General features: G+C 67.1%; 29 protein-coding genes, 1 tRNA gene and 1 pseudogene. 20 read left to right on the plus strand and 11 right to left on the minus strand.

What is annotated here, in order from left to right; all coding sequences use genetic code 11:
• Positions 1–36: 36 nt before the first annotated feature.
• On the minus strand, positions 37–1278 hold the full coding sequence (locus RKE50_RS01325) for a hypothetical protein (RefSeq protein ID WP_350033755.1): 1242 nt from the start codon (positions 1276–1278) through the stop codon (positions 37–39).
• Positions 1279–1360: 82 nt separating this feature from the next.
• Between RKE50_RS01325 and RKE50_RS01330 the strand changes: the two genes are divergently transcribed.
• Genes RKE50_RS01330 through RKE50_RS01340 form a run of 3 tightly spaced genes read left to right on the plus strand, consistent with a single transcriptional unit; the run spans position 1361 to position 4413 of the window.
• Entirely contained in the window at positions 1361–2740 is a 1380-nt protein-coding gene (locus RKE50_RS01330) for an undecaprenyl-phosphate glucose phosphotransferase (RefSeq protein WP_350033757.1), read from the plus strand.
• The gene (locus tag RKE50_RS01335) at positions 2730–3641 is read left to right on the plus strand and encodes a sulfotransferase family protein (RefSeq protein WP_350033759.1); all 912 of its coding nucleotides are present in this window, start codon (positions 2730–2732) and stop codon (positions 3639–3641) included. The genes RKE50_RS01330 and RKE50_RS01335 overlap by 11 nt, the downstream gene beginning before the upstream one ends.
• 1 nt (position 3642) lies before the next feature.
• On the plus strand, positions 3643–4413 hold the full coding sequence (locus RKE50_RS01340) for a WecB/TagA/CpsF family glycosyltransferase (RefSeq protein ID WP_350033761.1): 771 nt from the start codon (positions 3643–3645) through the stop codon (positions 4411–4413).
• Here the strand turns inward: RKE50_RS01340 and RKE50_RS01345 are convergent.
• Genes RKE50_RS01345 through RKE50_RS01365 form a run of 5 tightly spaced genes read right to left on the minus strand, consistent with a single transcriptional unit; the run spans position 4354 to position 8795 of the window.
• Complete coding sequence (locus RKE50_RS01345; protein ID WP_350033763.1) at positions 4354–5415, minus strand: glycosyltransferase family 2 protein; 1062 nt, start codon at positions 5413–5415, stop codon at positions 4354–4356. The genes RKE50_RS01340 and RKE50_RS01345 overlap by 60 nt on opposite strands.
• Positions 5409–6293 (minus strand): sulfotransferase domain-containing protein, encoded by an 885-nt coding sequence (locus tag RKE50_RS01350; protein WP_350033765.1) that lies wholly within the window; start codon positions 6291–6293, stop codon positions 5409–5411. Before RKE50_RS01350 ends, RKE50_RS01345 begins: the two co-directional genes overlap by 7 nt.
• Positions 6294–6314: 21 nt before the next feature.
• Positions 6315–7268 (minus strand): UDP-glucuronic acid decarboxylase family protein, encoded by a 954-nt coding sequence (locus RKE50_RS01355; RefSeq protein WP_350033768.1) that lies wholly within the window; start codon positions 7266–7268, stop codon positions 6315–6317.
• A gap of 34 nt (positions 7269–7302) precedes the next feature.
• The gene (locus RKE50_RS01360) at positions 7303–8007 is read right to left on the minus strand and encodes an ABC transporter ATP-binding protein (RefSeq protein WP_350033769.1); all 705 of its coding nucleotides are present in this window, start codon (positions 8005–8007) and stop codon (positions 7303–7305) included.
• Between the two features lie 11 nt (positions 8008–8018).
• Positions 8019–8795 carry an ABC transporter permease gene (locus RKE50_RS01365; protein ID WP_350033771.1) on the minus strand — a complete coding sequence of 259 codons (777 nt, stop codon included), beginning with the start codon at positions 8793–8795 and terminating at the stop codon, positions 8019–8021.
• A gap of 65 nt (positions 8796–8860) precedes the next feature.
• On the opposite strand from RKE50_RS01365, the gene rsmA reads away from it, so the two are divergent.
• The 4 genes from rsmA to RKE50_RS01385 are packed head-to-tail and all read left to right on the plus strand — an operon-like array spanning position 8861 to position 12105.
• The gene (gene rsmA / locus RKE50_RS01370; RefSeq protein WP_350033773.1) at positions 8861–9718 is read left to right on the plus strand and encodes a 16S rRNA (adenine(1518)-N(6)/adenine(1519)-N(6))-dimethyltransferase RsmA; all 858 of its coding nucleotides are present in this window, start codon (positions 8861–8863) and stop codon (positions 9716–9718) included.
• 7 nt (positions 9719–9725) lie between these two features.
• Positions 9726–10133: a Co2+/Mg2+ efflux facilitator ApaG/CorD gene (apaG, locus tag RKE50_RS01375; RefSeq protein ID WP_350033775.1), complete on the plus strand. Its 408-nt coding sequence runs from the start codon at positions 9726–9728 to the stop codon at positions 10131–10133.
• A gap of 18 nt (positions 10134–10151) precedes the next feature.
• On the plus strand, positions 10152–10976 hold the full coding sequence (locus RKE50_RS01380) for a symmetrical bis(5'-nucleosyl)-tetraphosphatase (RefSeq protein ID WP_350033777.1): 825 nt from the start codon (positions 10152–10154) through the stop codon (positions 10974–10976).
• Positions 10977–10998: 22 nt separating this feature from the next.
• Positions 10999–12105, plus strand: coding sequence for a tRNA nucleotidyltransferase/poly(A) polymerase-related protein (locus RKE50_RS01385; RefSeq protein WP_350033778.1), 1107 nt, complete (start codon positions 10999–11001; stop codon positions 12103–12105).
• Here RKE50_RS01385 and folK read toward each other — a convergent pair.
• The 3 genes from folK to tsaD are packed head-to-tail and all read right to left on the minus strand — an operon-like array spanning position 12080 to position 14012.
• A complete protein-coding gene (gene folK, locus RKE50_RS01390; RefSeq protein WP_350033780.1) occupies positions 12080–12604 on the minus strand; it encodes a 2-amino-4-hydroxy-6-hydroxymethyldihydropteridine diphosphokinase in 525 nt (174 codons plus the stop codon). The two genes, RKE50_RS01385 and folK, sit on opposite strands and share 26 nt — an antisense overlap.
• Positions 12604–12963 carry a dihydroneopterin aldolase gene (folB, locus tag RKE50_RS01395; RefSeq protein WP_350033782.1) on the minus strand — a complete coding sequence of 120 codons (360 nt, stop codon included), beginning with the start codon at positions 12961–12963 and terminating at the stop codon, positions 12604–12606. The genes folK and folB overlap by 1 nt, the downstream gene beginning before the upstream one ends.
• Entirely contained in the window at positions 12960–14012 is a 1053-nt protein-coding gene (gene tsaD / locus RKE50_RS01400) for a tRNA (adenosine(37)-N6)-threonylcarbamoyltransferase complex transferase subunit TsaD (protein WP_350033784.1), read from the minus strand. Before tsaD ends, folB begins: the two co-directional genes overlap by 4 nt.
• Before the next feature lie 158 nt (positions 14013–14170).
• On the opposite strand from tsaD, the gene rpsU reads away from it, so the two are divergent.
• From rpsU to RKE50_RS01445, 9 genes and pseudogenes are all read left to right on the plus strand, one after another.
• The gene (gene rpsU / locus RKE50_RS01405) at positions 14171–14386 is read left to right on the plus strand and encodes a 30S ribosomal protein S21 (protein ID WP_350033786.1); all 216 of its coding nucleotides are present in this window, start codon (positions 14171–14173) and stop codon (positions 14384–14386) included.
• A 10-nt stretch (positions 14387–14396) separates the two neighbouring features.
• Positions 14397–14852, plus strand: coding sequence for a GatB/YqeY domain-containing protein (locus RKE50_RS01410; protein WP_350033788.1), 456 nt, complete (start codon positions 14397–14399; stop codon positions 14850–14852).
• A 55-nt stretch (positions 14853–14907) separates the two neighbouring features.
• Positions 14908–16755 (plus strand): DNA primase, encoded by a 1848-nt coding sequence (gene dnaG / locus RKE50_RS01415; protein ID WP_350033789.1) that lies wholly within the window; start codon positions 14908–14910, stop codon positions 16753–16755.
• A gap of 174 nt (positions 16756–16929) precedes the next feature.
• Positions 16930–18729, plus strand: a complete 1800-nt coding sequence (rpoD, locus tag RKE50_RS01420; RefSeq protein WP_350033791.1) for an RNA polymerase sigma factor RpoD — start codon at positions 16930–16932, stop codon at positions 18727–18729.
• Positions 18730–18859: 130 nt separating this feature from the next.
• Positions 18860–19657 carry a hypothetical protein gene (locus RKE50_RS01425; protein ID WP_350033792.1) on the plus strand — a complete coding sequence of 266 codons (798 nt, stop codon included), beginning with the start codon at positions 18860–18862 and terminating at the stop codon, positions 19655–19657.
• A gap of 42 nt (positions 19658–19699) precedes the next feature.
• Positions 19700–19846: pseudogene (locus RKE50_RS01430) on the plus strand (sigma factor-like helix-turn-helix DNA-binding protein); the annotation flags it as partial.
• Between the two features lie 262 nt (positions 19847–20108).
• Positions 20109–20645, plus strand: a complete 537-nt coding sequence (locus tag RKE50_RS01435; protein WP_350033795.1) for a fasciclin domain-containing protein — start codon at positions 20109–20111, stop codon at positions 20643–20645.
• A gap of 144 nt (positions 20646–20789) precedes the next feature.
• A tRNA-Ile gene (locus tag RKE50_RS01440) sits at positions 20790–20863 on the plus strand.
• 170 nt (positions 20864–21033) lie between these two features.
• Positions 21034–21891, plus strand: a complete 858-nt coding sequence (locus tag RKE50_RS01445) for a transglutaminase-like domain-containing protein (RefSeq protein WP_350033796.1) — start codon at positions 21034–21036, stop codon at positions 21889–21891.
• A gap of 153 nt (positions 21892–22044) precedes the next feature.
• Here RKE50_RS01445 and RKE50_RS01450 read toward each other — a convergent pair whose 3' ends face one another.
• Positions 22045–22803, minus strand: coding sequence for a class I SAM-dependent methyltransferase (locus RKE50_RS01450; protein ID WP_350033798.1), 759 nt, complete (start codon positions 22801–22803; stop codon positions 22045–22047).
• 218 nt (positions 22804–23021) lie between these two features.
• Between RKE50_RS01450 and RKE50_RS01455 the strand changes: the two genes are divergently transcribed.
• Complete coding sequence (locus tag RKE50_RS01455) at positions 23022–23912, plus strand: glycosyltransferase family 2 protein (protein WP_350033799.1); 891 nt, start codon at positions 23022–23024, stop codon at positions 23910–23912.
• A gap of 251 nt (positions 23913–24163) precedes the next feature.
• Positions 24164–25153, plus strand: a complete 990-nt coding sequence (locus tag RKE50_RS01460) for a class I SAM-dependent methyltransferase (RefSeq protein ID WP_350033801.1) — start codon at positions 24164–24166, stop codon at positions 25151–25153.
• Between the two features lie 153 nt (positions 25154–25306).
• On the opposite strand, the gene RKE50_RS01465 is transcribed toward RKE50_RS01460, so the two are convergent.
• Entirely contained in the window at positions 25307–25747 is a 441-nt protein-coding gene (locus tag RKE50_RS01465; RefSeq protein WP_350033803.1) for a hypothetical protein, read from the minus strand.
• Positions 25748–25859: 112 nt separating this feature from the next.
• Here RKE50_RS01465 and RKE50_RS01470 point away from each other — a divergent pair, with 112 nt between their 5' ends.
• Positions 25860–26126 (plus strand): DksA/TraR family C4-type zinc finger protein, encoded by a 267-nt coding sequence (locus RKE50_RS01470; RefSeq protein WP_350033805.1) that lies wholly within the window; start codon positions 25860–25862, stop codon positions 26124–26126.
• Positions 26127–26139: 13 nt separating this feature from the next.
• Positions 26140–26745, plus strand: a complete 606-nt coding sequence (locus RKE50_RS01475) for an HAD family hydrolase (protein WP_350033807.1) — start codon at positions 26140–26142, stop codon at positions 26743–26745.
• The last annotated feature ends 29 nt before the right edge of the window (positions 26746–26774 follow it).

A 26774-nucleotide genomic window follows, 5' to 3' on the forward strand; every position in this document is an offset into this window, starting at 1 on the left:
GTGCTAGTGCGTCGCAGCTCGGTGCAAACCACGGCGCTACGGTGGCGTCGCACCGCTAGACGCTTCGACCGGAGCCTCCGCGGAGAAATAGGCGGTAACGAGCAGTAGCGCATAGCCGAGCCAGAGATCATCGAGCCAGGGCTCGACGACGACCAGCCCGGCGTAGAACGCAAAGAACACCAGCGCAAGCGGATGCCGGCGGCACAATGCCCACGCGCGCCTGACGAACAGCGCCACGAGAACGAGGGCGGCCAGGCCGGTCTCCGCCAGGAGGTTCGACAGCCCCGCGTAAGGCTTGTTGAGCGTGGATACCATCATCCGCGGGTGCTCCTGGAAGTGGCTCAACACGGGGCCGAAGTAGTCGACATAGAAGCTGCTGGTGAAAAGGCCCGGTAACTGCACGGGATCCCGCTTGAGCCGGACCGCCTCGGTGCACCACTGCTGCGGGCGCGACAGGAACTGTCCGAGACCCGTGCCGGTCAGCAGCGTCAGGGGTTCGCCCCGGTAGATGTCGGCGACCAGGCCATAGGCCAGCACCTTCGGCGGCACCCCGTAAATGGCGTAGAGCGTGTTGTTGACCGACGCCAGGCGGACCACCAGGGCGTAGTAGATTGCCGGCGCGGCCAGCAACACCGTGCCCAGGAGCAGCAATGGGCGACGCCGCGCCAGGAACCCCAGCGCCACCAGCCCGATCAGGATGCCGAAGTTGTAGCTCGGCAGGATGAAGTTTGCCGCCGGGACCAGGCTCCACGCGACGGTGCGCAGCAGCGAGGGCCCGCGCGCCGCGGCCTCCAGCAACAGCCCGGTGAAACCGAGGACGGTGACAATGCGGGCACCCCCCCAGCCGTATGCAGCCCAGTAATAATCCGCCGAGAAGTCGACGTAGGGAAGCTTCGCGGGGAACCCCTGGCCGAGGTAGCTGGCCAGACTCAGCAGCAGGCAGGCCAGGTTGATGGCGCGGAGCATCCACAACGCGTCCCGGGCACTGACGCCCGGGCTGAAGCCCGAAACGAACAGGAGGAAAGGCGCGACCAGCAGGAGCTCCAGCAACAGCGCCGTCGGCGACAGCACGGCACCCGTCGCGCTCTGGATGAGATAGGCCAGCAGCAGCCAGCCGACAATCAAAGCGAGGCAGCCGTACGCCCGACGCTGCGAGAGCCCCAGATCGACCAGCAGGCCATTTCCGAGCAGGTAAGCCGGATACATGGCGGCGCTGCGCGGCAGGACGATGAGCAGGGCGGACAGGCAGGGCCGCCAGCCCGGAAATGACGCCTTCACTGAATCCCCTCCGGCTTTCTGCGATACTCTCCCGGGTGCTTACGTCGGTGCAACCCCGCCCCATGCCAGACCAGCGAGCGACATGAACGCCGATCGGAGAGACCTGTCGCGCGTATTTCCACTGCTCGACGCCACTATGCTCGTCGCAGCCGGGCTGCTTGCCTACTGGCTGCGCTGGCAACACCTGCCCCCTCGCCCCGACTACAGCCTGGCCCTGGTGCTGGGCGGCCTCCTCGCCCTGGTGCTGCTGCCGGCCACCGGCGCCTACCGTTCCTGGCGCGGCCGCGACCACAGCCTGCAGGCGGGCAACGCGCTGCCGGGCCTCGCGGCGACCTTCCTCGCCCTCGTGGTCATCGCGGCCTTGAGCAAGACCACCGCCGATTACTCGCGCCTGTGGATGGGCTACTGGGTGCTCGCGGCGACCCTGCTCCTGTTCCTTGCGCGGCTGCTACTCGCCAAACTTCCCGCCCTGGCGTCGGCCGGCGCGCCGCGCATCCTCATCATCGGCACGGACCGGCTCGCCGCGGAGACGGTCGAGCGCCTGCGCCAGGCCTACCGCGACCCCGCGGTGGTCGTCGGCCTGCTGCACCCCGGTGACGACCCGGTGCCCGGCAACCTGCCCGCCCCGGTGCTCGGGCGAACCGCCGACCTGGACCGCTATCTCCGGGAAGAGGAGTCCGCTATCGACGAGGTCTGGCTGGCCAGCAGCCACCTGCCCGAGGCCAGCCGGGCTGCGCTGGTCGCCCGGCTGCAGGCGAGCTGCCTCACGGTCCGCTTCGTCCCCGATCTCTCCCTCCTCGATCTCCTCGGCCACATGCCGCGGGAGATCGCCGGCATGACGGTCATCGAGCTCAATGCCACACCGCTGACCGGCTCGGCCGCCCTGATCAAGGGCGGCTTCGACCGCCTTGGAGCGCTGGCGCTTCTACTGCTGCTCTCACCGCTACTGCTGCTGGTCGCGGCCGCCATCCGGCTCGAGTCGCCCGGTCCGGTGCTGTTTCGACAACGGCGTCACGGCGGCCTCGGCAACGTCATCGAAGTCTACAAGTTCCGCACCATGCGACACGAACCCGGGGCCGGCTACCAGCAGGCAACCCGGGGCGACCCGCGGGTCACCCGGCTCGGCGGTTTCCTGCGGCGTACAAGCATCGACGAGCTGCCGCAACTGTTCAACGTACTCCGCGGCGACATGTCGCTGGTGGGGCCCCGCCCCCACCCCGTGGAGCTGAACCTCGAGTTCACGGACAAGATCGATGCCTACATGCAGCGCCATCGGGTCAAGCCCGGCATCACCGGCTGGGCTCAGGTCCATGGCTATCGCGGCGAGACGGACACGGTAGAGAAGATGGCGCAGCGTGTCGCGCACGACCTCTACTACATCGAGAACTGGTCACTGTGGCTGGACATCCGCATCCTGCTGATGACGGCCTTCGGCGCCTGGACCGGCCGCAATGCCTACTGAGCGGCGACCCAACCTGTTTCTTGTCGGCGCGCAGAAGAGCGGTACCACGACCCTGGCCACGCTGCTGTCCTGCCATCCGCAGGTTTTCTTCTGCAGCCCCAAGGAGCCCGGCTTTCTCGCCTTCGGCGAGCGGGGCTACCCGTTCCCGACGGGCCGTGGCGAACCGGCCGCTGCCAGCGACTGGGTGGTCCAGGAGGAAAGCAGCTACCTTCAGCTTTTCGCTCGCGCACCGGAGGCTGCCAGCTACCTGGGCGACGCCAGCACCTGGTACCTCTCCGAGCCCGGCACGGCCGAGCGCATCCAGGCGTTCAGCCCCGACGCGCGCATCATCGTCATCCTTCGACACCCCGCGGAGCGCGCCTACTCGGCGTGGAGCCACGCGCGGCGGGACGGCGAGGAGCCGCTTGCCGACTTTGCCGACGCCCTGGCCGCGGAGACGGCACGGCAAAGCCCGTCGCACCTCCTCCGCTACCGCGCCATGGGCCGGTACGCGTCGCAGCTACGCCCCTACCTGGAGACGTTCGGACGGGAGCGCGTGCTCGTCTTGCGCTACGAGGACCTGCGGGACTCGGTGGACGCGCTCTGGCTCCAGTGCCTCCTGTTCCTGGAGCTCGATCCGTCGCTGCCCGCGCCCAAGGCCTATCGCCAGAACCGCTCCGGCATGCCGCGTTCCCGGCAGGTGCAGCGCCTTCTCAAGCACGAAGGCTTCAAGAGCACGATGAAGCGGCTGCTGCCGACGCCTCTCGCCGCTTGGTCCAAGGCCCAGGTGGACCGGCTGAACCTGGAGCGCTTTCCGCCGATGCCGCCGGCTGCGCGCGAGCTGCTTGTCGCGGACTATCGCGAAGAAGTGCGCGAGCTGGAGGCCATGACCGGCCTGGACCTCTCTGCCTGGCAGCGCTGACGTGCCTGCAATCACCCTCGATCACTGCGCGGCGCGGGACTTCTTCGGCACGACGCTCACACCCTTCCCCGAGAGCGAACTCCCGGCCATGATCGAACGCTGCCGGGCTGCGAAGAGCGGTGCCGCGATCATCGGCCACCACAACCTGCACAGTCTCTACCGCCGGCACAAAGAGGCACCGGTCGCCCGGTTCTACGAGGCCTGTGACTACTGCTACGTGGACGGCGTGCCCGTGCTGTGGCTACTGCGGGCGCTTGGAATCCGCGAGCCGGCGGCCCGTTTCAGTCTCATGGACTGCCTGCCCTCGCTCCTCGGGAAGGCCGAGCAACGGGGTTGGCGCCTCTGTTATCTCGGCAGTACACCGGCCGTCGTGGAACGCGCCAGGGCCTGGGCCGCCCGGCAATGGCCGGCCCTCCAACTCACGCTGGTCGACGGCTATCGAGAGGACGGGGACGCGTTCGCGGCCGTGGAGGACGCACGCCCCGACGTCCTGCTGGTCGGCATGGGCATGCCTAAGCAGGAGGCCTGGATCATGGCCCACGCGCAGCGCCTGCCCCACTGCGTGATTCTCCAGGCGGGCGGCACCCTGGACTATTACACGGGCGCCCAGGCCCGGCCGCCGGCGCTGCTCAGCCGCCTCGGCCTCGCTGGCCTCTATCGCCTGCTGCGCAACCCGCGAAGGCTCTGGCGCCGTTACCTGCTCGAGCCCTGGTCACTGGTCGCGCCGATCCTCGAGTTCCGGCGCCGGTTGTGCCGGTCGGGGGCGGAGTAGTGCGCGCGCGATCCGCGGTGAACGCAGCAGCCTGGTCAGGATCGGCCCACGGGCAGCTAGCGCGCCGAGCCCATACTGCGTCGCGAGTACTACCCGGCGCCGCCGATACAGTGGGGTGGCGCGTTGTTCCGCCTCCAACGCGAGTTCATCGATAGGGGGACGCCGCGGCACTCCGGCAGCCGCGGCGACGAGGGTAGCGACCTGGCGCACGCGCTGGAAGCGAAGATAGAGACGGGCCCGGCGCGGCAGCATCGCAAAGGCGTTGCCGCCGTGGATGCGGTAGGAAAACCCCTCGGCGGCGACGGCATACTTGCGCGCACCGAGCGCCGACGCCAGGCGAACGATGACGCCGTCGGCGTAGAGCCGGTTGTGATGCCCCACCTCCGGCGGCATACCGAGGAGCCGCCGCCAGCGCGGGTTCATCGGCACGCTGTCGGGCATGTCCTTGCATGCCCGACACAGCTCTCTCGCGAGCGGCGCCCGCAGCGCAAGGCCCGAGGTCGGGCTACCGAGGTACTCGCCGAAAAGCACCGCGGCGCAGCGGGTCACGCCCAGCGGGCCCTCGTCGTAGTGCATGCGCGCCAGGCTGCGGGCGACCGGGCTCAGCGCTTCAGCGTCCGGTCCCTCGGGGCGTGCCCGGGCGAAGAAAAAATCGGCCCCCGGGTTGCCGGCCGCGCACTCGCGCAGGCGCTCCAGGTAACCGGGGAGGTACTCGTCGTCGCTGTCGAGCAAGGCCATGAGTTCGCCGCGGGCTGCCGCGAGGCCGTTCGTGACGGCCTTCAGCTGTCCCTTGTTTGCCTGTCGGATCACCCGTACCCCTGGGCGCCCTCCATAATCGGCGAGCACCGCCGCCGACCCGTCCGTGGATCCGTCGTCAACGATCACCAGTTCATCGCCCTCGGCCAGCTGCACGAGCGCCGAGTCGAGCGCCGCGGGAAGAAAGCGGGCGTAATTGTAGTTGTTCACGACGACCGAGATCGACGGCGTCCTGTGCTTCAGCATGGCCAGCCCCAATCCTCGCCGAGCAGTTCGAACAGGCGGCGGTTGTACGGACGGTAGTAGTCCGTCAGCCACTCGCGGGTGGCAGGGGCCATGGGGTCGCGATAGGCGCCCTCGTTAGCCCTGATGGCCACGTAATCATGGGATGGCAGGCCGAGGAACGCCGCGGCCTGCGCAGCGGCGACCCGGGCATCACCTCGCCAGGCGTCAAAGTTCAGGATCAGCAGCCGCTCTCGAGGAAAGTGACGCAGCCAATGGGAGAGGTGCTCCACGTAATGGCCGCGGTTCAGATACCCATAGTTATGCAACAGGCGGCGCTGACGCCGAGAGCTGTCTTCGGTGAGCTGCAAACCCTGCTCGAGGAGCGCGGCCTCCTGTTCCAGCGCCACCTCAAAGGCGCGCCTGTCCGGTATGGCCGCGAGGGCCATGTGCTGGTAGTGGGAGTAGGCGCGGTCAACGGGGTTTCGCAGCGAGACCACGAGGCGCGCCTCCGGCAGCAGCAGCGCCGCCCGCTCGGCATAATCCGGAAGCGACATCGCGGGGGTGGCTTCACCGGTGAGGGGTCGATAGCCCAGGACCCGCTGCGAGGCCTCAACGGCCGATCGCGGCGGAAAGCAGCCTCGATACCACAGCTCCCCACGCCGGTAGTTCCGGGGGTGACTGAAGTACTGAAGCTCCTTGGTCACCGGCCTCAACACACCAGGGTGCTGGCAGAGCATCGCGAACAGCGTGGAGGTGCCCGATTTCATGGCGCCGATGATCAGGAAGTCCGGCAGCACGCCGGGCTCGCGCAGCCGGCTGGTCAGCGCCACGCGATAGGGAAGGGACCGACGTTCCAGCAATTTGACGATACTGCGCGTGCGCCTGCGGAGTCGTTTCATCCCCTTGACCGTCGCCCTCGCTCAGGACGCCCGCTGTAGCGATGCGAAGTAGTCCACGGTCCGCTCGAGCCCGGTCTTCAGCTGGGTACTCGGCTCCCACCCAAGCTGTTCCCGGGCGCGCGTGATATCCGGCTGCCGCTGCCGCGGGTCATCCTCCGGCAGGGGGCGGAATACCAGCTCGGAGGTCGATCCGGTCAGCTCCAGCACCTGCTCTGCAAGCTCGCGGATCGAGAATTCCAGCGGGTTGCCGAGGTTGATCGGCCCGGTCACCTCGTCCGCGCTGTCCATCAGCGCGATAAGACCGTCGACGAGGTCGTCCACGTAGCAGAAGGAGCGGGTCTGCTCGCCGTCGCCATAGAGGGTGATCGGCTCGCCGGCCAGCGCCTGGACGATGAAGTTGGATACGACGCGGCCGTCGTTCGGGTGCATGCGCGGGCCGTAGGTATTGAAGATGCGGGCGACCTTGATGCGCAGGTCGTGCTGGCGGTAGTAGTCGAAGAACAGGGTTTCTGCGCAGCGCTTGCCCTCGTCGTAGCAGGAGCGGGCACCGATGGGGTTGACGTGCCCCCAGTAGGACTCCTCCTGCGGGTGCACCTGCGGGTCGCCGTACACTTCGCTGGTCGAGGCCTGCAGGATCTTCGCCCGCACGCGCTTGGCCAGGCCCAGCATGTTGATGGCGCCGTGCACGCTGGTCTTCGTGGTCTGCACCGGGTCGAACTGGTAGTGCACCGGCGAGGCCGGACAGGCGAGGTTGTAGATCTCGTCCACCTCTACGTAGAGCGGGAAGGTCACGTCGTGGCGGAGGAGCTCGAAGTGTGGGTTGTCGAGCAGGTGGATGACGTTGTCCCGGGCTCCGGTGAAGAAGTTATCGACGCAGAGCACGTCGTGCCCCCGCGCGAGCAGCCGCTCGCAGAGGTGAGAGCCGAGAAACCCCGCACCGCCGGTCACCAGGCAGCGCTTGCGCAATGGCTGCATTCTGCTTCCCTCTTGCTATTGCCGGTTGCCGTCGCTACGCCGCGCCGTAGGCGGCCAGGACGTCGTCCACCGCGCCGTGGGCCCGGATGCGCCCGGCGTCGATCCAGGCCGCAGTATCACACAGGGTCGCCACCTGGTCCTCCTGGTGCGACACCAGCACCACCGTCTGTTCACCGGTCAGACGGTCTTCCATCAGGCTGCGGGCTTTCTTGCGGAAGGCCGCATCGCCGACGCTCAGGATCTCGTCGATGAGCAGGATATCCACCCGCGTCATGATCGCCGTGCTGAAGCCGAGGCGGGAGCGCATGCCGGCCGAGTAGGTGGCAACCGGCTCCTCGAAGGACGGACCCAGCTCCGAGAACTCGCGGATCTCCTCGAGGCAGGCCTGGGCCTGGCGCCGCGTCGCGCCCTGCAGCATGGCGGAGAGGAGCGCGTTGTCGCGGCCGGACAGGTGCGGCTGGAAGCCGAGGCCGAGGGTCAGCAGGCTGCAGCTCGCCCCCGGCCGCCGCCACACGGTACCGGCCCGGGGCGCGAGCACCCCGGCGAGGAGCCGCAGCAGCGTTGTCTTGCCCGCGCCGTTGCGGCCGAGGATGCCGAGCGTTTCGCCGCGGCGGATGCGCAGGGACACATCATCGAGCACCCGGTGCAGGCCGCGCTCGAAGTTCGCGCGACGCGCGTGGTAGCTGTGCGACACCCCCTGGAGTTCGAGTACGAGCTCCGCATCCCGGGTTTTGGCCACAGCCCCCTCGCTCATCCCGTGATGGCCTTCAGCGCGAGGAAGCGGCTGGCGCGCCGCAGGAGCAGCACGCCGGCCGCCACCAGCGCCGCGGCAGCCGCGCCGATCACGCCGAGGTGGACGGGGTCCGGCGCGACACCTTCCATCAGCACCTGCCGGTAGGCATCGATGAGGAAGGCCACCGGGTTCGCCGCGAGCACCGCGTCGGTCATGGCCGGGTCCGGCAGGTCGCGCACATCCCAGAAAATGCCGGAAGTGAACAGCAGGAAGATCATGCCCAGGGAGATCAGCATGCTGAAGTCGAAGGCCACGCAGACCAGGAAGGCGCCGAACAGGGAGAGCCCCACGATAACCAGGTAGTTCACGATCACCACCGGCAACAGCCAGGCCCAGCTGGCGCTCATGGCGTAGCCCTTGGCCCAGAGCACGATGAACAGCAGGAGGAACACCGACGCCTGCTTGTAGAGCCCTTCCTGGATCGTGGCCATGGGGAAGAGGCTCTTAGGCACGTCAATCTTCCCGACCAGGCCCTTGCTAGCCACGATACTGCGGGAGGCCTGGTTCACGGACTTGGAGAGCCAGATGAAGGTGAGCTTGCCGCACATGAGGAACACCAGGAAATCGGCGCGCTTGCTGCCGAGGATCACCTCGAAGACCACGTAGAACACGGCGACGTAGAGCAGCGGCTCGAGGATCCACCACAGGTACCCGAAAAAGAAGCGGGCAGCGTCGGCCTTGAGCGACATGCGCGCCATGGTGTCGACGAGGGTGAAGTAGTGCCTGAGAGTCATGGGTGGGGTGTCTGTCCCGCGAGGGGCGCTATGTTACCAACTTGGCACGCGCTAACATACGGGCCATGCCCCCACGCACCCCCAGCCCCCCGCCGGCGCGCAAGCGTTTCGGTCAGAACTTCCTCCAGGACGCCACGGTCATCCACCGCATCGAGAGCGCCATCGCACCGCGGGAGAGCGACCACCTCGTCGAGATCGGCCCGGGCCGCGGCGCTCTCACGGAGGCCCTCGTGAGCACCGGCTGTCGCTTCGACGCCATCGAGCTGGACCGGGACCTGGCAACGGGGCTGCTCGCGGCGTTCAGCATCTACCCCCGCTTCCGCCTGCACAAGGCCGACGCTCTGAAGTTCGACTTTGCCGCCCTGTGCGAAGGCCCGGATGCACCGCGACTGCGGGTGGTGGGCAACCTGCCCTACAACATCTCCACGCCGCTGATCTTCCGGCTCCTCGACCAGGCGGAACTCGTCGAGGACATGCATTTCATGCTCCAGCGCGAGGTGGTCGAGCGGCTGGCGGCCAGCCCCGGCAGCGGGCAGTGGGGGCGCCTGGGCATCATGGCCCAGTATCTCTGCGAGGTGGAGGCACTCTTCGACGTACCGCCGGAGGCGTTTACGCCGCAGCCGAAGGTCCAGTCCGCCGTGGTGCGCCTCGTGCCCTGGCGTGAGTCCCCGTGGCCGGCCTGCGAACGGGCGGCGCTCCGGGCGACGGTACAGGCCGCCTTCGCCCAGCGCCGCAAGACCTTGCGCAACAACCTCAAAGGCCTTACAACGGAGGACACCCTCGCGGCGCTGGGCATCGACCCCGGCGCCCGCGCGGAAACCCTCGAACTCCCGGATTTCATCAGGCTGGCGAACGCGCTGCACGGCACCGAGCACGGCAACGGGAAGACCGATGAAACAGGCGGCGGGAACGGCGACAAGTAGTGAGACCATGAGCGATTTCGACCCGGACCAGGTCCGCATCGAGGTGCAGACCACGTACCTTCCCTCCCACTCGAACCCGGAGGAAGCGCAGTACACCTTTGCCTACACCATCTCCATCAGCAACCTCGGCGAGGCGCCGGTGCAGCTGCTGTCGCGGCACTGGCAGATCACCGACGGCAACGGCGAGGTGCAGGAGGTGCGGGGCGCCGGCGTGGTCGGCGAGCAGCCGGTGATCGAGCCCGGCCGCTATTTCCGCTACACCAGCGGTGCGACGCTGCCCACGCCCGTGGGCTACATGCAGGGGGAGTACACCATGGTGCTCGCCGGTGAGACGGCCATCGATCCGGAAGCGCAGCCCGCCTTCGAGGTGCCGATCCCGGCGTTCACCCTGCACACGCCCACCGCGCTGAACTGACCGCCGAGGCAGACAGGCATGGCTGATTACGCCGTCGGCGACATCCAGGGCTGCCTGCCGCCGCTGGAGCGCCTGCTGGCCCGGGTGCATTTCGCACCGGACCGGGACCTGCTCTGGTCCGTGGGCGATATCGTCAACCGCGGCCCGGCATGCCTGCAGACCCTGCGCTTCCTCTACGAGCGCCGCGACAACCTGCGCCTGGTACTCGGCAACCACGACCTGCACCTGCTGGCCGCCCGCGCCGGCGCACGCACCCTGTCCCCCTCGGACACGCTCGGGCCCATCCTCCGCGCGCGGGACAGCGACCGGCTCCTGGACTGGCTGCAGGAGCAACCGCTCCTGCGCCGGGCGGGCGACGACCTCTTCGTCCATGCCGGGATCCCGCCGCAGTGGGACAGCGCCACCGCCGAGGCGCGGGCGCGGGAAGTGGAAGCGGCCCTCACCGGTGCCGACTGCGACCGCTTCTTCGGGCACATGTACGGCAACGAGCCGGCCACCTGGGCGGACGACCTGGCTGGCTGGCCGCGGCTGCGCGTGATCACCAACTATTTCACCCGCATGCGCTTCTGTGCCGCCGACGGCACCCTGGAACTCGAGAACAAGGGGCCGCCCCCCGAACGCGGCCAGGCCGACGGAGAAGACGAGCCGTTGCGCCCCTGGTTCCGCCACCCGCACCGCCTCGAGGACGGGGAGCGCGTGATCTTCGGCCACTGGGCCGCCCTCGGCGGCGCCACGGACGACCCGCGCTTCATCGGCCTGGACACGGGCTGTGTCTGGGGCGGCGAGCTGACCTTCTTCATCCTGGCCAACGGCGAGCGGCTCGCCGAGCCCTGCGGCGGCTGACGGCCCGGTCTACACTGGGCCCATGGAAATCTACCTGGTTGGCGGCGCCGTCCGCGACGAGCTGCTCGGCTACCCGTTCACGGAGAAGGACTGGGTCGTCGTCGGCGCCCGCGCCGAGGACCTGCTCGAGCAGGGCTATACTCCGGTGGGCAAGGACTTCCCGGTCTTCCTGCACCCGGACAGCAGGGAGGAGTTCGCCCTGGCACGCACGGAGCGCAAGCAGGGCCACGGCTACACCGGTTTCGACGTCCACGCCGCCCCGGAGGTGACCCTCGAGGAGGACCTGAAGCGCCGCGACCTCACCGTCAACGCCATGGCCCGCGACCCGGACGGCCGCCTCATCGACCCCTACGGCGGCCAGCGCGACCTCGAGGCGCGGGTACTGCGTCACGTCTCACCGGCCTTCGTGGAGGACCCGCTGCGCGTGCTGCGCACGGCCCGCTTCGCCGCCCGCTATGCCCACCTAGGCTTCACGATCGCGCCGGAGACGCTGGCGCTCATGGCCGAGATCGTCGCCCAGGGCGAGCTCGCCCACCTGCCGGCCGAGCGGGTCTGGGTGGAGACGGAGAAGGCCCTGCGCGAGCGGGACCCGGCGGTCTACTTCTCGGTGCTGAACGACTGCGGGGCGCTGGCAGCCCTTGCCCCGGAGCTGGCCGGCCGGGGCGACGCGTCCCTGGAGCAGCTCTCGGCCGCCGCGGCCGGCAGCGAAGACAGCGCCCTGCGCTTCGCCGCGCTCACCCACGGCCTCGAGCCCGCGGCGCTGGAGCAGGTCTGCGAGCGCCTGAAGGTTCCCCGAAAGCACCGGGAGCTGGCCCTGCTGCTCGCCGCCCAGGCGGAGCGCGCCGCCCGGGCGCGGAGCCTCGGCGGCGAGGAACTGCTGTTGCTGCTGGAAGCCGCGGGGGCGCTGCGCGACCACGGCCGCTTCGAGGTCTTCCTCGACGGCGCGGCGGCGCTCGCCGGCGAAGGCTTCCCGGGCGACTACCTGCGCCGCGCCCGCGAGCTGGTGCGCGACGTCTCTGCGGCGCCCTTCGTCGCGGAGGGCCTGGGGGGCAAGGCCATCGGCCGGGCGATGGAGGCGGAACGGCTGCGCCGGCTCGAGGCGCTCAGGGACAGTCCCGCCGGGGCGTGAGGTCGCGGCCGCGCCAGGCAAAGGGCACGGCGCGGATCGGCTGCGCGGCCTGGTCGAAGCGGTCCCACAGGGCCGCATAGGTCTCGCCGCAGGCCGGGTGCCGGTCGCCGGGGGCGAGCGCCGCGAGCGGCCGCAGCACGAAGGCGCTGGTGAGAATCTCCCCCCGCGGCAGCTCCACGCCCTCCTCCGTACCGACCCGGTCACCGTAGGTCAGGATATCGATATCCAGGCGCCGCGGGCTGTTGCGGGTCGCGTTCGGTGGGCGCCCGTGGGCCCGCTCGAGGGCGCGCAGGTCGTCCGCCAGCGAGCGCAGCGGCAGCTCGCCGTCGACCCCGACGACAAGATTGAGGAAAGGATCACCGACAAAGCCGAGGGCCGGCGCCTCGTAGACGGGCGACACGGCGACCTCGCCGAAGCGCGCGGCCAGCGCATCGAGGGCGATGGCCACGTGGCGCTCGCGCTCGATGTTGCTGCCGATGCCCAGGTAGATACGCGGCATCAGGGGCGCGCACCCCGCTCGATGATCACCCCCACGTCGTCGGCACCGGCGACGGCGCCGGGCTTGGCCAGGCGCAGGCGCAGCCAGGGCACGGCGAACTCCTCGCGCAGCAGAGTCGCTGCACCCTCGGCAAAGGTCTCCACCAGCTGCCACTCGCTCTCTGCCCCGTAACGGCGGAGCCGCTGGCAGACGGCATCGTAGTCGAGGGCCCCGTCGACGTCGTCCGTGGCCGCTGGGCTGGCGATATCCGCCGCCAGCTCCAGGTCGAGGACCAGGGTCTGGCGCACGGTGCGCTCCCAGCCGTAGACACCGATGACCGTGTCCACGCGCAGCCCGCGGATGAAGACCCGGTCGCTCACGGGGTCGCGGCGCCCGTCGCGGAGGCGAGGGGCGCCAGCTCGTCCATAGGCCAGCGCGGGCGCACGCGCGCCTCCGGCCCGTCCACCTCGCCGGCGGCGAGGCGGCAGGCACCGGCATAGGCGATCATGGCGCCGTTGTCGGTACAGAAGGCCGGCGCCGGGTAGAAGACCTGCGCCTGCCGCGCGCCCAGGCTGTCCGCCAGCCGCGCGCGCAGGCGCCGGTTGGCGCTGACGCCGCCGGCCATGACCAGGGTGGCGAGCCCTTCCTGCTCCAGGGCCCGGCGGCACTTGATCACCAGCGTGTCGACCACCGCCTCCTCGAAGGCGCGGGCGATGTCGGCCTTGTCGCGGGCGCTCGCCTCGCCCCCGCCGGCACACTCGCGCAGGGTGACCAGGGTGTGCGTCTTCAGGCCGCTGAAGCTGAAATCGAGGCCAGGCCGGTTGACCATGGGCCGCGGGAAGGTGAAACGCTGCGGGTTGCCGTCCGCGGCCAGGGCCGCCACCTGCGGCCCGCCCGGGTAGGGCAGGCCCAGCATCTTGGCGACCTTGTCGAAGGCCTCGCCGGCGGCATCGTCCACGGACTCGCCGAGGAGGCGGTAGGCGCCGATACCGTCGACCCGCACCAGCTGCGTGTGGCCGCCGGAGACCAGCAGGGCGACAAAAGGGAAAGCCGGCGCCGCATCCTCGAGCATGGGGGCGAGCAGGTGACCCTCCATGTGGTGCACGCCGAGGACCGGCACGCCCCAGCCGGCGGCGAGGCCGCGCGCCAGCGTTGCCCCGACCAGCAGGGCCCCCACCAGGCCCGGGCCGGCAGTGTAGGCGACCGCGTCGATATCTGCGGCCGTGCAGCCCGCGTCGGCGAGTACCTTTTCCAGCAGCGGGATGGCGCGCCGGACATGGTCCCGGGAGGCGAGCTCGGGCACCACGCCGCCGTAGAGCGCGTGCATGCCGACCTGGCTGTGCAGGGCGTGCGCGAGCAGGCCGCGGTCCGTGTCATAGACCGCGACGCCGGTCTCGTCGCAGGATGTCTCGAGGCCAAGAACCCGCATTACCCTTCCCTAGGGCGAAAAGAGGGCGCATGATACCGCCCGCCGGCAGGCTTTGCATTACGCACACCTTGCGTATAGAATGCGCGCCCCTTTACTGCACGGGACGTGCACTGCCGTGCTCAGGCGTGCGCGAACGATGAACAGACAGGTGAGGTTACATGCCGCACATCAAGGTTAAGGAAAACGAGCCCTTCGACGTGGCCCTGCGCCGCTTCAAGCGCTCCTGTGAAAAAGCCGGCGTGCTCTCGGAAGTGCGCCGCCGCGAGCACTACGAAAAGCCGACCACGGTGCGCAAGCGCGCCCAGGCCGCCGCCGTCAAGCGCCACCTGAAGAAGCTGGCTCGCGAAAACCGCAAGCGCACCCGCCTCTACTGAGGCAGGCGCCGTGAGCGAAGGCAGCATCCCCGAGCAGGTCAAGGCCGCCATGAAGGCGGCCATGAAGGCCCGTGACAAGGAACGCCTCGCCACCATCCGCCTCATCCAGGCCGAGTTCAAGCGCGTCGAGGTCGACGAGCGCATCGACATCGACGATGCCCGGGCGCTGACCATCCTCGACAAGATGGTCAAGCAGCGGCGCGACTCCCAGGCCCAGTACGAAGACGCCGGCCGTGCGGAACTCGCGGCCCAGGAAGCGTCGGAAATCGACGTGATCACCGAGTTCCTGCCCACTCCGCTCTCGGACGCCGAGCTCGAGCAGCTGGTCGACGAGGCCATCGCGAACAGCGGCGCCGGCGGCATGCAGGCCATGGGCGCTGTCATGGGTGAACTCAAGCCGAAGCTCGCGGGCCGCGCCGACATGGGCGCCGTGAGCAAACTGGTCAAGGCCCGCCTCTCCGGCTAACCGCAGTGCAACGTCCCCCGGCCCGGCCCCGCGCCCACCGACCGGTGCCCCGCTGATGGCCGGCCGCATTCCCCAGAACTTCCTGGACGACCTCCTCGAGCGGGTCGACATCGTCGACGTGGTTGATCGCCGCGTGAGGCTGAAAAAAACCGGCAAGAACTACAGCGCCCGTTGCCCGTTCCACGATGAGAAGACCCCCTCCTTCACGGTGAACCCCGAGAAGCAGTTCTATTACTGCTTCGGCTGCGGTGCCGGCGGCAACGCCCTCGGCTTCCTGATGGACTACGAGAACATCGACTTCCCGCAGGCCGTGGAGAGCCTCGCCGGGACCGTCGGCCTCGAGGTCCCGCGCGAGGCGGGGGGCCGGCGCGGCAGCGGCAACGAGGACCGACACAAGCCGTTGTTCAGCCTCCTCGAGGAAGCGGCTGTCTACTACCAGAAGGCGTTGCGGAGCCACCCCGCCGCTGAGCGTGCCGTGGGCTACCTGCGCGGCCGCGGCCTCACCGGCGAGATCGCCCGGGACTTCGGCCTCGGCTTTGCCCCGCCGGGCTGGGACAACCTGCTCGGGGCCCTCGGCACCGACGAGCCCCGCCGGGAGCGGCTGCTGGCCACCGGCATGGTCGTGCGCAACGATGCGGGCAGGGTCTACGACCGTTTCCGCGACCGGGTGGTTTTCCCCATCCGCGACCAGCGCGGCCGCGTGGTCGCCTTCGGCGGCCGGGTGCTCGGCGACGACAAGCCCAAATACCTGAACTCGCCGGAGACGCCGGTGTTCCACAAGGGCCGGGAGCTCTACGGCCTGTACGAGGCGCGGCAGCACAATCGCAAGCTGGAACGGCTGCTGGTGGTGGAGGGCTACATGGACGTCATCGCCCTCGCGCAGCACGGCATCCGCAACGCCGTCGCCACCCTCGGTACGGCGACCAGCCAGACCCATCTCGAGCGCATCTTCCGCCTGTGTCCGGAGGTGGTGTTCTGCTTCGACGGTGACGAGGCCGGCCGCAAGGCCGCCTTCCGCGCCCTGGAGGCGACGCTCCCGGCGATGACCGACGGCCGGCAGGCCCGCTTCCTGTTCCTGCCGGAGGGCGAGGACCCGGACACGCTGGTCCGCGCCCGTGGCCCGGAGCATTTCCGGGGGCTGGCGGACCAGGCCGCGCCGCTGGAGAGCTTCCTGTTCGAAGCCTGCGCCGAGGGCATCGACACCGGCACCCTGGAGGGCAGGGCCCGCTATGCAAAGGCAGCGCTCCCGCACCTGCGTACCCTGCCCCAGGGCGTCTACCGGGAACTCATGTTCCGTGAGCTCGCCGAGCGGACCGGGCTGGAACTCGCCAGCCTGATGGCCCTGGAGGCGCCCCCGCCGCCGCGGGAGTCACCGGTGCCGGCGCCGGAAGAACCGGCCCCCGATGCCGCCCCGGGCCCGGCCCCGCGGCGGCGCTCGCCACTCAGGGAGCGGCGCAGCGGGCACGCCAATCTGCTGCAGAGTGCCATCGCCCTGCTCCTGCACCAGCCCGCCGCCGCCCGCCACGCCGACCCGGCGGCCCTGCAAAGCCTCGCCGGCGAGGAAGCGGCGCTTTTACGGGCGATGGTCGAGCTGCTTCAGCGTCACCCGGACTCCAGCACCGCCATGCTCCTCGGTCACTGGCACGGGACCGCGGAGGGCGAGCTGCTGGGACGGCTGGCCGGCCAGGAGCGGCTCATCCCGGCCGAGGGCATCGAGACCCAGTTCCGCGCCACCATCGACCGGTTGCTGGCCCAGCCGGAGCGGGAGCGCATTGTGGCGCGGGTCGACAAATTAAGAAGCACCGACTACGCTTCGATGGGCGCAGAGCAAAAACAAGAACTGAGGGAACTGTTGCATCAGTTGCAGCAACTCGACAGGCAATCCCGCGACGACCGCCGTTAGCGCGTTCAATGCCCGCCTCGCCCCGAACAGACACCCGGCAACACGATCATCAACACCGGCTACGAGACAAAGCGACATTTTCCCGGACATTTTGTGGGCAAATCACCCTGATACCCGCTATAATGGCCGGCTACGTTTTTTCTCTTTATCGCTGATTTACAAAGGTTTTCTTGCATGACGAGCGTCGTGAAGCAGCAGTCCCGGCTGAAGTCCCTGATTGCCAAGGGCAAGGAGCAGGGCTACCTCACCTACGCCGAGGTGAACGACCACCTCCCGGACGACATCTCCGATCCGGACCAGGTAGAAGATATCATCCAGATGATCAACGACATGGGCATCCATGTCTACGAGCAGGCCCCGGACGCCGATGAACTGCTGATGACCGAGGGCGACAGCTCGGCCGACGATATCGCCGCCGCCGAGGCCGCCGCCGCGCTCGCCGCCGTGGAGACGGAAGCCGGCCGCACGACGGACCCGGTGCGCATGTACATGCGCGAGATGGGCACCGTCGAGCTGCTCACCCGCGAGGGCGAGATCGTCATCGCCAAGCGCATCGAGGAAGGCATCCGCGAGCTAATGGCCGCTCTCGCCTTCTACCCGGGCGCGGTGAAGTCGATCCTCGACGAGTACGCCCTGGTCACCAAGGAGGAGCGCAAGCTCAGCGATGTGCTCGTCGGCTACCTCGACCCCGCCGAGCACGTGCCCTCCGCCGCGCAGATCGCCGAGGCCGCTGCCAAGGACGATTCCGACGACGACAACGAGGGCGGCCCGGACCCGGTGGAAGCCAAGAAGCGCTTCACCGCCCTCAAGCGCCAGTTCAACAAGACCGAGAAGGTCATCACCGCGAAGGGTCGCCAGCACAAGGAAGCCATCGCCGAGATGGAGAAGCTCGGCGAGCTGTTCAAGTTCTTCAAGCTCACGCCGCGCGTCTTCGAGCCCATCACCGAAGAGGCCCGCACCGCCCTGGCGCAGGTCCGCGAGCAGGAGCGCGAGATCATGCGCATCGCCGTGCGCGATTGCGGAATGCCGCGTAAGGAATTCATCAAGTCCTTCCAGGGCGCGGAAGCGGACCTCAAGTGGGCCGGCCGCCACGCCCGCAAGAAGGACTACGGCAGCAAGCTCAGCGCGCGCAAGGATGACATCCAGCGCGCCCAGCGGCGCATCCAGCAGATCGAGGAAGAGACCGGCCTTTCGGTCACCGAGATCAAGGAGATCAACCGCCGCATGAGCATGGGCGAGGCCCGGGCCCGCCGCGCCAAGAAAGAAATGGTCGAGGCCAACCTGCGCCTGGTCATCTCCATCGCCAAGAAGTACACGAACCGCGGCCTGCAGTTCCTGGACCTCATCCAGGAGGGCAACATCGGCCTGATGAAGGCGGTCGACAAGTTCGAGTACCGGCGCGGCTACAAGTTCTCGACCTACGCCACCTGGTGGATCCGTCAGGCCATCACCCGCTCCATCGCGGACCAGGCCCGGACCATCCGTATCCCGGTGCACATGATCGAGACCATCAACAAGCTGAACCGCATCTCCCGGCAGATGCTCCAGGAGATGGGCCGGGAGCCGACGCCGGAAGAACTCGGCGAGCGCATGGACATGCCCGAGGACAAGGTCCGCAAGGTGCTGAAGATCGCCAAGGAGCCGATCTCCATGGAGACGCCCATCGGCGACGACGAGGATTCGCACCTCGGCGACTTCATCGAGGACACGACGATCCACTCGCCCGTGGACTCCGCCACCGGCCAGGGCCTGCAGGAAGCCACCAAGGACGTGCTCGCCGGCCTCACCGCCCGCGAGGCCAAGGTGCTGCGCATGCGTTTCGGCATCGACATGAACACCGACCACACCCTCGAGGAGGTCGGCAAGCAGTTCGACGTGACCCGCGAGCGCATCCGCCAGATCGAGGCCAAGGCCCTGCGCAAGCTGCGCCATCCGACCCGCTCGGACTACCTGCGCAGCTTCCTCGACGAGTAAGCCCCGGGGGCTTCACTGGTTGGCGCATGACCGGGGACCACCCTGCCATTGCGCCTTCGCTCAAACGGGGTTACTTTGCGCTGACTATTTAAAATCCTGGCCGGAAGATCAGGAAGGGGGGGGAGAAGAAATGCGCACGCTGCCAATCGTTATTACCCTTATCGCTTGTCTCGCGAGCTCGCTGGCAAATGGCGCAGCCTACATCCGGGGCGCCAGTGCACCATGGGGTGAGAACACTAACGAAACGGCGATGGACACGGTCTTCGGCGCCGGAGGCTGGGACGATCTACGTATGGCGGACGGCGCGACCCCTTTCACGTCCGGTGCGCATGACTTCATCTTCCTCGAGGGCGGGGACAGCACGGCAAATGAACTGTCGACTTACCTGACCACCTACCGCACGGAAATCGAAGCTTTTGTTAGCAGCGGCGGCGCCCTGCTGCTAAATGCCGCGCCCAACCAGGGTGGTAACATCAATTACGGCTTCGGCGGTGTCACGCTGACGTACCCGGCCTTTACTAGTGACGTGGTTGCCGCGAGCCCTGGGCACCCGGTCTTCAATGGACCTTTCACCCCCGTCGTAACCAGCTATTCCGGCTCCTCTTTCGGTCACGCCATTGTTGGAAACGGACTCTCGCCTATTATTATCGGGGCGCCCGGCGATACCAACGAGGGTGAGACGGTCCTCGGAGAAAGGAACTTCGGCAGTGGTCTTGTATTACTGGGCGGAATGACCACTGACAACTTTCACGACCCCCAGCCGGAGGCCGCCAACCTGCGTGCCAACATCATCGCCTACACCGCCGCCGGCGGTGACCTCAACCTCGAGCCCGAGGTCGTGCCGGCGACGCCTGTATGGTCTATCGCAATGCTCGCCATTCTCATGCTGCTGGCCGCCGGTCTGCGTAGACGTGCCGGACACGGCTGAAGGCGTGGCTTCCTCCCAGCAGTAACCAGGTCAGCCGACCCGGACATGGACACGGACCACACCCTCGAGGAGGTCGGCAAGCAGTTCGACGTGACCCGCGAGCGCATCCGCCAGATCGAGACCAAGGCCCTGCGCAAGCTGCGCCACCCGACCCGCTCGGACTACCTGCGCAGCTTCCTCGACGAGTAAGCCCCGCGGCGGCGCCCGGCCGGGCGCCGCCCTTTAAAGCTTGACAGAAACTGTGCGGCAGCCCCCGAAAACCGTGGGTAAATGCCGCTAACTCCCTGTTTCTGATTCAATTTTCCTCATTGCGCGCTGTCCAGCGCAAGGTTCATCCGACTGCAAAAGCGGCCGCGTAGGTTTTGTAGCCTGCCGCCCTGGTGACCAAGTGCCGGACGGGAATGGCTCCCCCAAAACCTGTCAATAACTGCCCCACGCAAGGAGTCCGAGCATGAAGTTGAGCAAGACGCTGAAGCAGTTTGTCCTTGGTTCCGCCGCTACCTTCGCCCTGCTGCAGGGTGCCCAGGTGCAGGCTAGCGAAGCTTTCGCCGCCTGCAATGCCACCCCCCGCGTATTCTTCGACGGCACTGTCGTCGACGCCGCCCTCGCGACGCCCGAGCTGTCCACGCTGGTGGACGCGGTAACGGCCGCCGGCCTCGTCGATGCGCTCGCCACCACGGAAGACATCACGGTCTATGCACCGACCAACGATGCCTTCGCGGCGTTGCCGCCAGGCATGCTGGACGCGATCCTCGCCGACCCGGACGTGTTGACGTCGGTCCTGACCTACCACGTCTCCACGGGTCGCCGTGATCCGCGTATTCACTTCACGTCCGTACTGCGCAACACGCTGCAGGGACAGCGCGTGTCCTACGCGTTCGTCGACGGCCACACCCGCGTCAACGGTGCCGGCGTGAGCTGCCAGGGCGTGAGCACCAGCAACGGTATCGTCTGGGTGATCGACAGCGTCCTGCTGCCCCAGTTCTGACCCCCCCTGCGGGTGGCCGCGTCGCCGCGGTCGCCCGCCTTTTTCTCTTCCAGCATCCCGCTCCTTCCAACCCCGCCTCGCCCCACCCGGGCCCATCGCCCTGTGCCCGCGCGGCGCCATGGCCTATACTCGGCGCCCGTACACGGGCCCATAGCTCAGTTGGTTAGAGCAGTCGACTCATAATCGATTGGTCGCAGGTTCGAGCCCTGCTGGGCCCACTATCTCCTATGAAGTTCATGGACTTTTAGCACCGCTGACCCATCGCCCAGGGGCGTGACACATAGCTCCGGGTCGGCAGGTGAACCGGTTGCCGCACAGACAAGCTGGCACTCTCGCCTCGGCCTCTTCGGGGCACCCATCGGGATCACGCCATGCTGAAATCAGTTTAATGACCCCGGTGTCTACGTTTAATGGTGGAAAGCAGTCCGGCGACAGCTCGACAAGCTCCCTCAAGGAGCAGAACAGCGTGATACTCAATATTGACGTCCAGTTGCAATACGCGGTCCAGGCACAGACGGACATAATCTTACAGATCACGGTCCCGGACTTTGCAGGTCAACGCGTCGTCAGTGAACAGCTGGTTCTGAGCGAATCGCTGCACAGCACTTCAGTGCCTGGTGAGGCGGGAGTCGGAACGCGTCTGCTTCTGTGTGTTGAGAGAGACTTCGAGTGCCACTACAGAGCGCAGGTGGTAATCGACCGACCGCTCGTTGACATTAGCCCTCTCGCTGCAGTGCCTCCCCACCGACTTTCTGATGACGCGCTGCGCTACCTGATGCCCTCTCGCTACTGCCAATCCGATGAGCTGCAAAGCTTTGTCGAAGCGGAGTTTGGCGGCAGTGCCGGTGGCGAGCGCATTGCGAGTATTCGGGACTGGGTTTTTGAGCGCTTCCGGTACTCGGCAGACAGCAGCAACCGACACACCACTGCGGTGGATTCACTCGTGCATGCTCAAGGCGTGTGCAGGGACTTCGCCCATGTCCTCATAGCGCTGGCACGAGCGTCGTCGATTCCTGCGCGATTTGTCAGCGGCTACGCACCCTACGTTGCGCCTCCCGACTTTCACGCAGTTGCAGAAGTCTACCTCGATCACGCCTGGCACCTTGTCGATGCGACAGGAATGTCCTCATCAAACCAAGTAGCCTTCATCGGCATGGGGCTCGATGCAGCCGAGGTGGCATTCCTCGCGAGCTTTGAACCAATCACGCTGCAGAAACAGACGGTTAGCGTGTTAGTGGAAGCCTGAGCTCGCGCCGTGCCTTGCCGCAGCGGTTTCGTCTTCGGGCCCATGGCCAGGTTGAAGGGAACGGCCTAGATTTAAGCTGGTTATAGCGGGACCCCAAGCCCGGATCTCCTCCCATAGCCCGCGGCGCGGGGCGTTCCCGCGCCCAGACGCGGGTTACTCAGGCTTCGTAAACACGAAGAAGAAGCGGTCGGTGTTTCCGGCGACCGTGCGGCGCCCCACTTCGTACTCGAGGCTGTCATCGAGCCGATAAAACATGTCGGAATAGTCGAGGAGGTCAAAACCCGCTGACTGGACTTCGACCAGCACCTTGACCGGGTCTTCTCGACGCACGTTTTCCGGGCCATCGGGCTGCATGTGCCGTCGGGAGTGGTCGACCACCACGTAGCGACCACCGGGCTTCAACGCTTCAAACACCGCCCTGTTGAAGGCCATGCGGTCGCCACCATGCAGATTGTGGTACTCGCGGATGTTCAGGAACATGTCCAGGCCCTCCGCATCAAAATCCATACTGTTGAAGGAGAATGCGTAGAGCTCACTGTCCCAGTCCATGTCGAGGTTGACCCGGCGCACCGCCGACAGCTCCGGCTCGGCGAGCAGATCGGCCAGCTCGTCGATCCACTCCTTCTTGTAGCCGATGATGAGTTCGCCCTCGTCTTTCAGGACCGGTGCCAGGATTTTCGTGTACCAGCCTGCCCCCGGACCAAACTCGAAGACTTTCATGTCGTCCCGGAGACCCATGAACTGCAGCGCCTGCAGGGGTGCCCGGTTGGCATCGCGACGGGTGTCAGCCTCGGTGCGGTAAGCAAGCGCGAGGGCGGCCTGGACCTTTTCGGTTGTGCGATCAGCGGCAACAGCCGGGAAGGCCAGTGACAGGGCGGCCGCCGTGGCGGCAATCAACAGAGCGTTTTTCATCGAGCAGTCTCCAGCGAGGTTCCGTGGCCGAGCTTTCAGCATAGCCCATGACGGCACCGGGCGAGAGACTAGCGCCAGCTGAACCCGGTACTTCCCGGGCACGTGGTCAACACACCCGGTACCAGGGGATCGGTCTCACTCGATAGCAGAGGATAAGCAAGCTCATCGGTGAGCTGGATGGTTATCATTGCCCGCATCGGCCCAGGAAGGACTGAAGGATGCCACAGCCCTCGAAAGTCATGGCGCTCGTGCCGGCCTATGCGTCGGCGGGAATCATACAGGAAACGCTGGACTCGCTATCGGCCCAGACCTACCCGAACTTCGAGGTACTGGTCTCTGTCGACGTCTGCAATGACGGCACCTACGAAACCTGTCTCGCGCACAGCGAACAGGATTCCCGGTTCCGGGTAATCCGCCAGCAGGGCGAGCGGCTTGGGTACTCGGGCAACTGCAACTTCCTGATGGACGAGGCCGACGCTGACTACGTGATGCTGGCCTTCCATGATGACCTGCTGGAACCGGAGTTTACGGAGAAGCTCTGTCGCGTTCTGGATCAGCGACCCGAGGTCATCCTCGCCTTTCCCGATACCTACCTGACAAACCCGGATGGTTCACAGGAGCACTGGAAGTTCACCGCCCTGGAGGGGTTGGAAACCCCGTTGCAGCGGGGGCTCGTGATGCAGGGACGGCCGCGACTCTGGTGGGCGCCCAACCGTGGCATGTTCCGTCTGAAGGAGGCGCGCGCGATCGGCGGTATCAAGCCGCACCGCGCCGGGGAGTTCTCCGTGGACTACCCGTGGCTTTTTCATATGAGCTTGCTCGGTGAGTTCGCGCGCGTACCGGAAACGCTCGTTCACAAGCGATATCAACCGGACAGCCTGTCGCGTTTGTGGGAGTTCAGCGGGGAGCAATGGCTGGAGGCCATGGGCTCGTGCATGCGCGAACTGTGGAACGCCGATATTGCCACCGAATACAAACTGCTGATCAGCCGTCGCCTGCACAGCGAGATGGGCCTGCTGCACGATCGACTGAAGGGAACAAACCCTGCAATGGTTTTCGCCAGGCGCGCCCTGCGCAAGCTTCGCTCCCTCCTGCCCGGCACCTGGTGAGCGTGCTCCAGCTCTCCCCGAGTCAGATCCGCCTGGCTGCCGAAAGCACCGCAAGGAGGTAGAAGGCTGCCGACGCCCGGCCGGGAGTACGGCGCTCGAGGGAACTGCCGCTACGCGGGCTCGGCCCATAATCCGGAATCCGCTGCTATAGTTGAGAGGATGAATAGCAACGCGCAGCGCTCGATTCCCGAAGGCGCGCAGGGCACCATGGTTGGAGGAAGCGCAGCGCCTTCAACGGGCCGGTGCGGCCGGTGACTGCAAAAAAAGACGCTGATGAAGCGAGGGTCGCCGCCGAGAGGCGCCATTTCGAGAGCGCCGGCGCCCACGACCCGCTCCCGGAAATCTGCCGCTACCGGACCCGCCGCTATGTCCAGCCGCGGGTCAACGAAGTGTTCGGCACTCTTACCCAGGCAGACTTCTACACCCGCCCGATCCTGGAAAAAGCGGCATCCGGCCGCCAGGTCACCGTCCTCAGCCTCGGCAGTGGCAACGGCGAGCTAGAGCTAGGCCTTGCAAGCGATCTTCTGCGCGGCGGTACGGACCGTTTTCACATCGAGGGTCTAGAGCTCTCCACGGTTAACGTCGAGGCGGCCAATGCAAACGCGAGGGCGCAGGGCCTCGAGGGAAAGGTGTCTTTCTTCGAGGGGGACTTCAACACGCTGACCGCAGACCGCGAGCGCGACTTCGTCATCGCCAACCAGGTGCTGCACCATGTATCGGCGCTGGAGAACCTGTTCGACGCGTTGGCACATATCCTGGGCAAGGACGGCATTCTGCTGACGCGCGACATGATCGGTCGCAACGGGCACCTGGCATGGCCTGAATGCCGCGAATTGATCGATCGTGTATGGAGCGAAATCCCGCGGCGCTATCGCTACAGCCACCGGGAGAACCGTTTTCTCGATGAACCCCCGGACCGGGACTATTCCAGGAACTCTTTCGAGGGCATCCGTGCGCAGGATATCCTGCCGCTCATGCTGGAGCGCTTCTCCTTCGCGCGCTTCTACGCCTTCGGCGGCATCACGGAGAAGATCCTGAATCGCGCCCTGGGACCCAATTTCAGCGTGGACAACGAGGATGACCTCGCCTTCGTCAACAATCTCGAGCTGTTGAACGACACGGCAATCAACGGCGGCCTGATCAAGCCCACGGTCATGCTGGCCCACGTCGCTGTCGAGCCCCGGACGCTGACCTGCTGGCGCGAACGCACGCCGGAACGCTGCGTGCGCATGCCGGGCTGATCGCGGAGGAATCAGTGGGCCGGGGTCGCGTGCCGGGCCAGCTCGTGCGCCTCGCGATCATCTGCTCCTGGCCAACCGCCCACAGCTGGCAGCTTGCAAAAAAGGCAAGAAAAACCGCCCCCGGAGGAGCGGCACTCTGTTCAATACGCCGTGCTATTTGTAGGTGATCCTGCGCAGGAGCTTGTAGTCGACGATCTCCCGCATGTCCTCGTAGCCCTTGGCAGTCGCGTCCTCCTCTTCCTCGTTCATGCCCGCCTCCCGGAGCGCCGCCATCAGCTGGTCGTAGCGAGCTTCGCTGCCCTGCATGGCGGCGGCGTTCTTGAACGTTGTGGTCAGGAAAATGTTTGGAGAGTCGGACACATTGGCAGCCCACACGCCGTAATCGACGACGTGACCCATCTCTTTCTGAATCTCCATGGCTCTGACCCAGGTGGTCTTGATCTGCATGAGATAGTCATCGGCGTAGTTTGATTTAACGTCAACGACCACGAGTTCCGTGATTTCTTCGCTGGGCGTATAGTCTTTCCATAGCTCGGCACCTGCGGCCATCGGCAGGCAGGCAATAAGGGCGAGGACTGACAGCTTCTTGAACATGGGCATGTATCCTTTTTCTGCTTTGGTTGGAGTACTGCCGTTCCAAGCTAGCACAGCAACGCTGCTACCGCCCCAATAAATCGGCGCTAACGGAGAAACAACGGAGGCCCCCATGGCCGGTGGCTTTGCAAAGGACGGCGCGGTCCAGGAACAGATCGACGCCAGCCTGACCGACGAGATCAACCGGGCGCGCAGCCGGCTGCCGCGCGGTGAGAGTGCGCGCGAGTGTGACGAATGCGGCGCGAAGATTCCCGAAGCGCGGCGCCGGGCAGTGCCCGGCGTCCGCCTCTGCGTTGCCTGCCAGGAGCTGGCCGACGGCAAGCAGCGGGCGACCACCGGCTACAACCGCCGCGGCAGCAAGGACAGCCAGCTGCGCTAGCAGCTGGCACGCCATGGTTTTCGAAACGCCGGGCCCACGCGCCGTTATCTTCGACCTCGACGGTACGCTCGTCGACTCGCGGCTGGACTTTCCCGCCATGCGGGCAGAGCTGCAGGCACCGGTGGATGTCGGCCTGCTGGAGTACATCGAGGGCCTGCCGACCGCCGGCGCAAGGCGCTCGGCGATGGCGGTCGTGCACCGGCACGAAATGGCAGGCGCTGCAGCGGCAACCTGGATGCCCGGTGCCGAGGAGGCCCTGCACACGCTGCACCGTGCGGGGCTGCGTACGGGCATCGTTACGCGCAACAGCCGCGAGGCCGCGCGCCTCACCATGGAGCGCCTGGGCATGCCGGCCATTCCCCTTAAGGCCCGGGAGGACGCGGCGCCGAAGCCGGACCCGGAGGCCCTGCTCTCGCTCGCCGCCGCCTGGGCACTGCGGCCAGCGCATTGCGCCTATGTCGGGGACTTCCGCTTCGACATCGAGGCGGCCGTGCGCGCGGGCATGACGCCGGTACTCTATGCGCCCGCCGGCAGGGCGGCACCGGCTGAGGCCGCACGCAGTCACCTGCTGACCGACTTCCGGCACCTTGTCGCCTGGGCCATGGGCCCGGCACCATGAGACCTGCGGTCTCAACACACCAGGACCCG

This window comes from Pseudohaliea sp. (assembly GCF_040217025.1).
Lineage (GTDB): Bacteria > Pseudomonadota > Gammaproteobacteria > Pseudomonadales > Halieaceae > Pseudohaliea.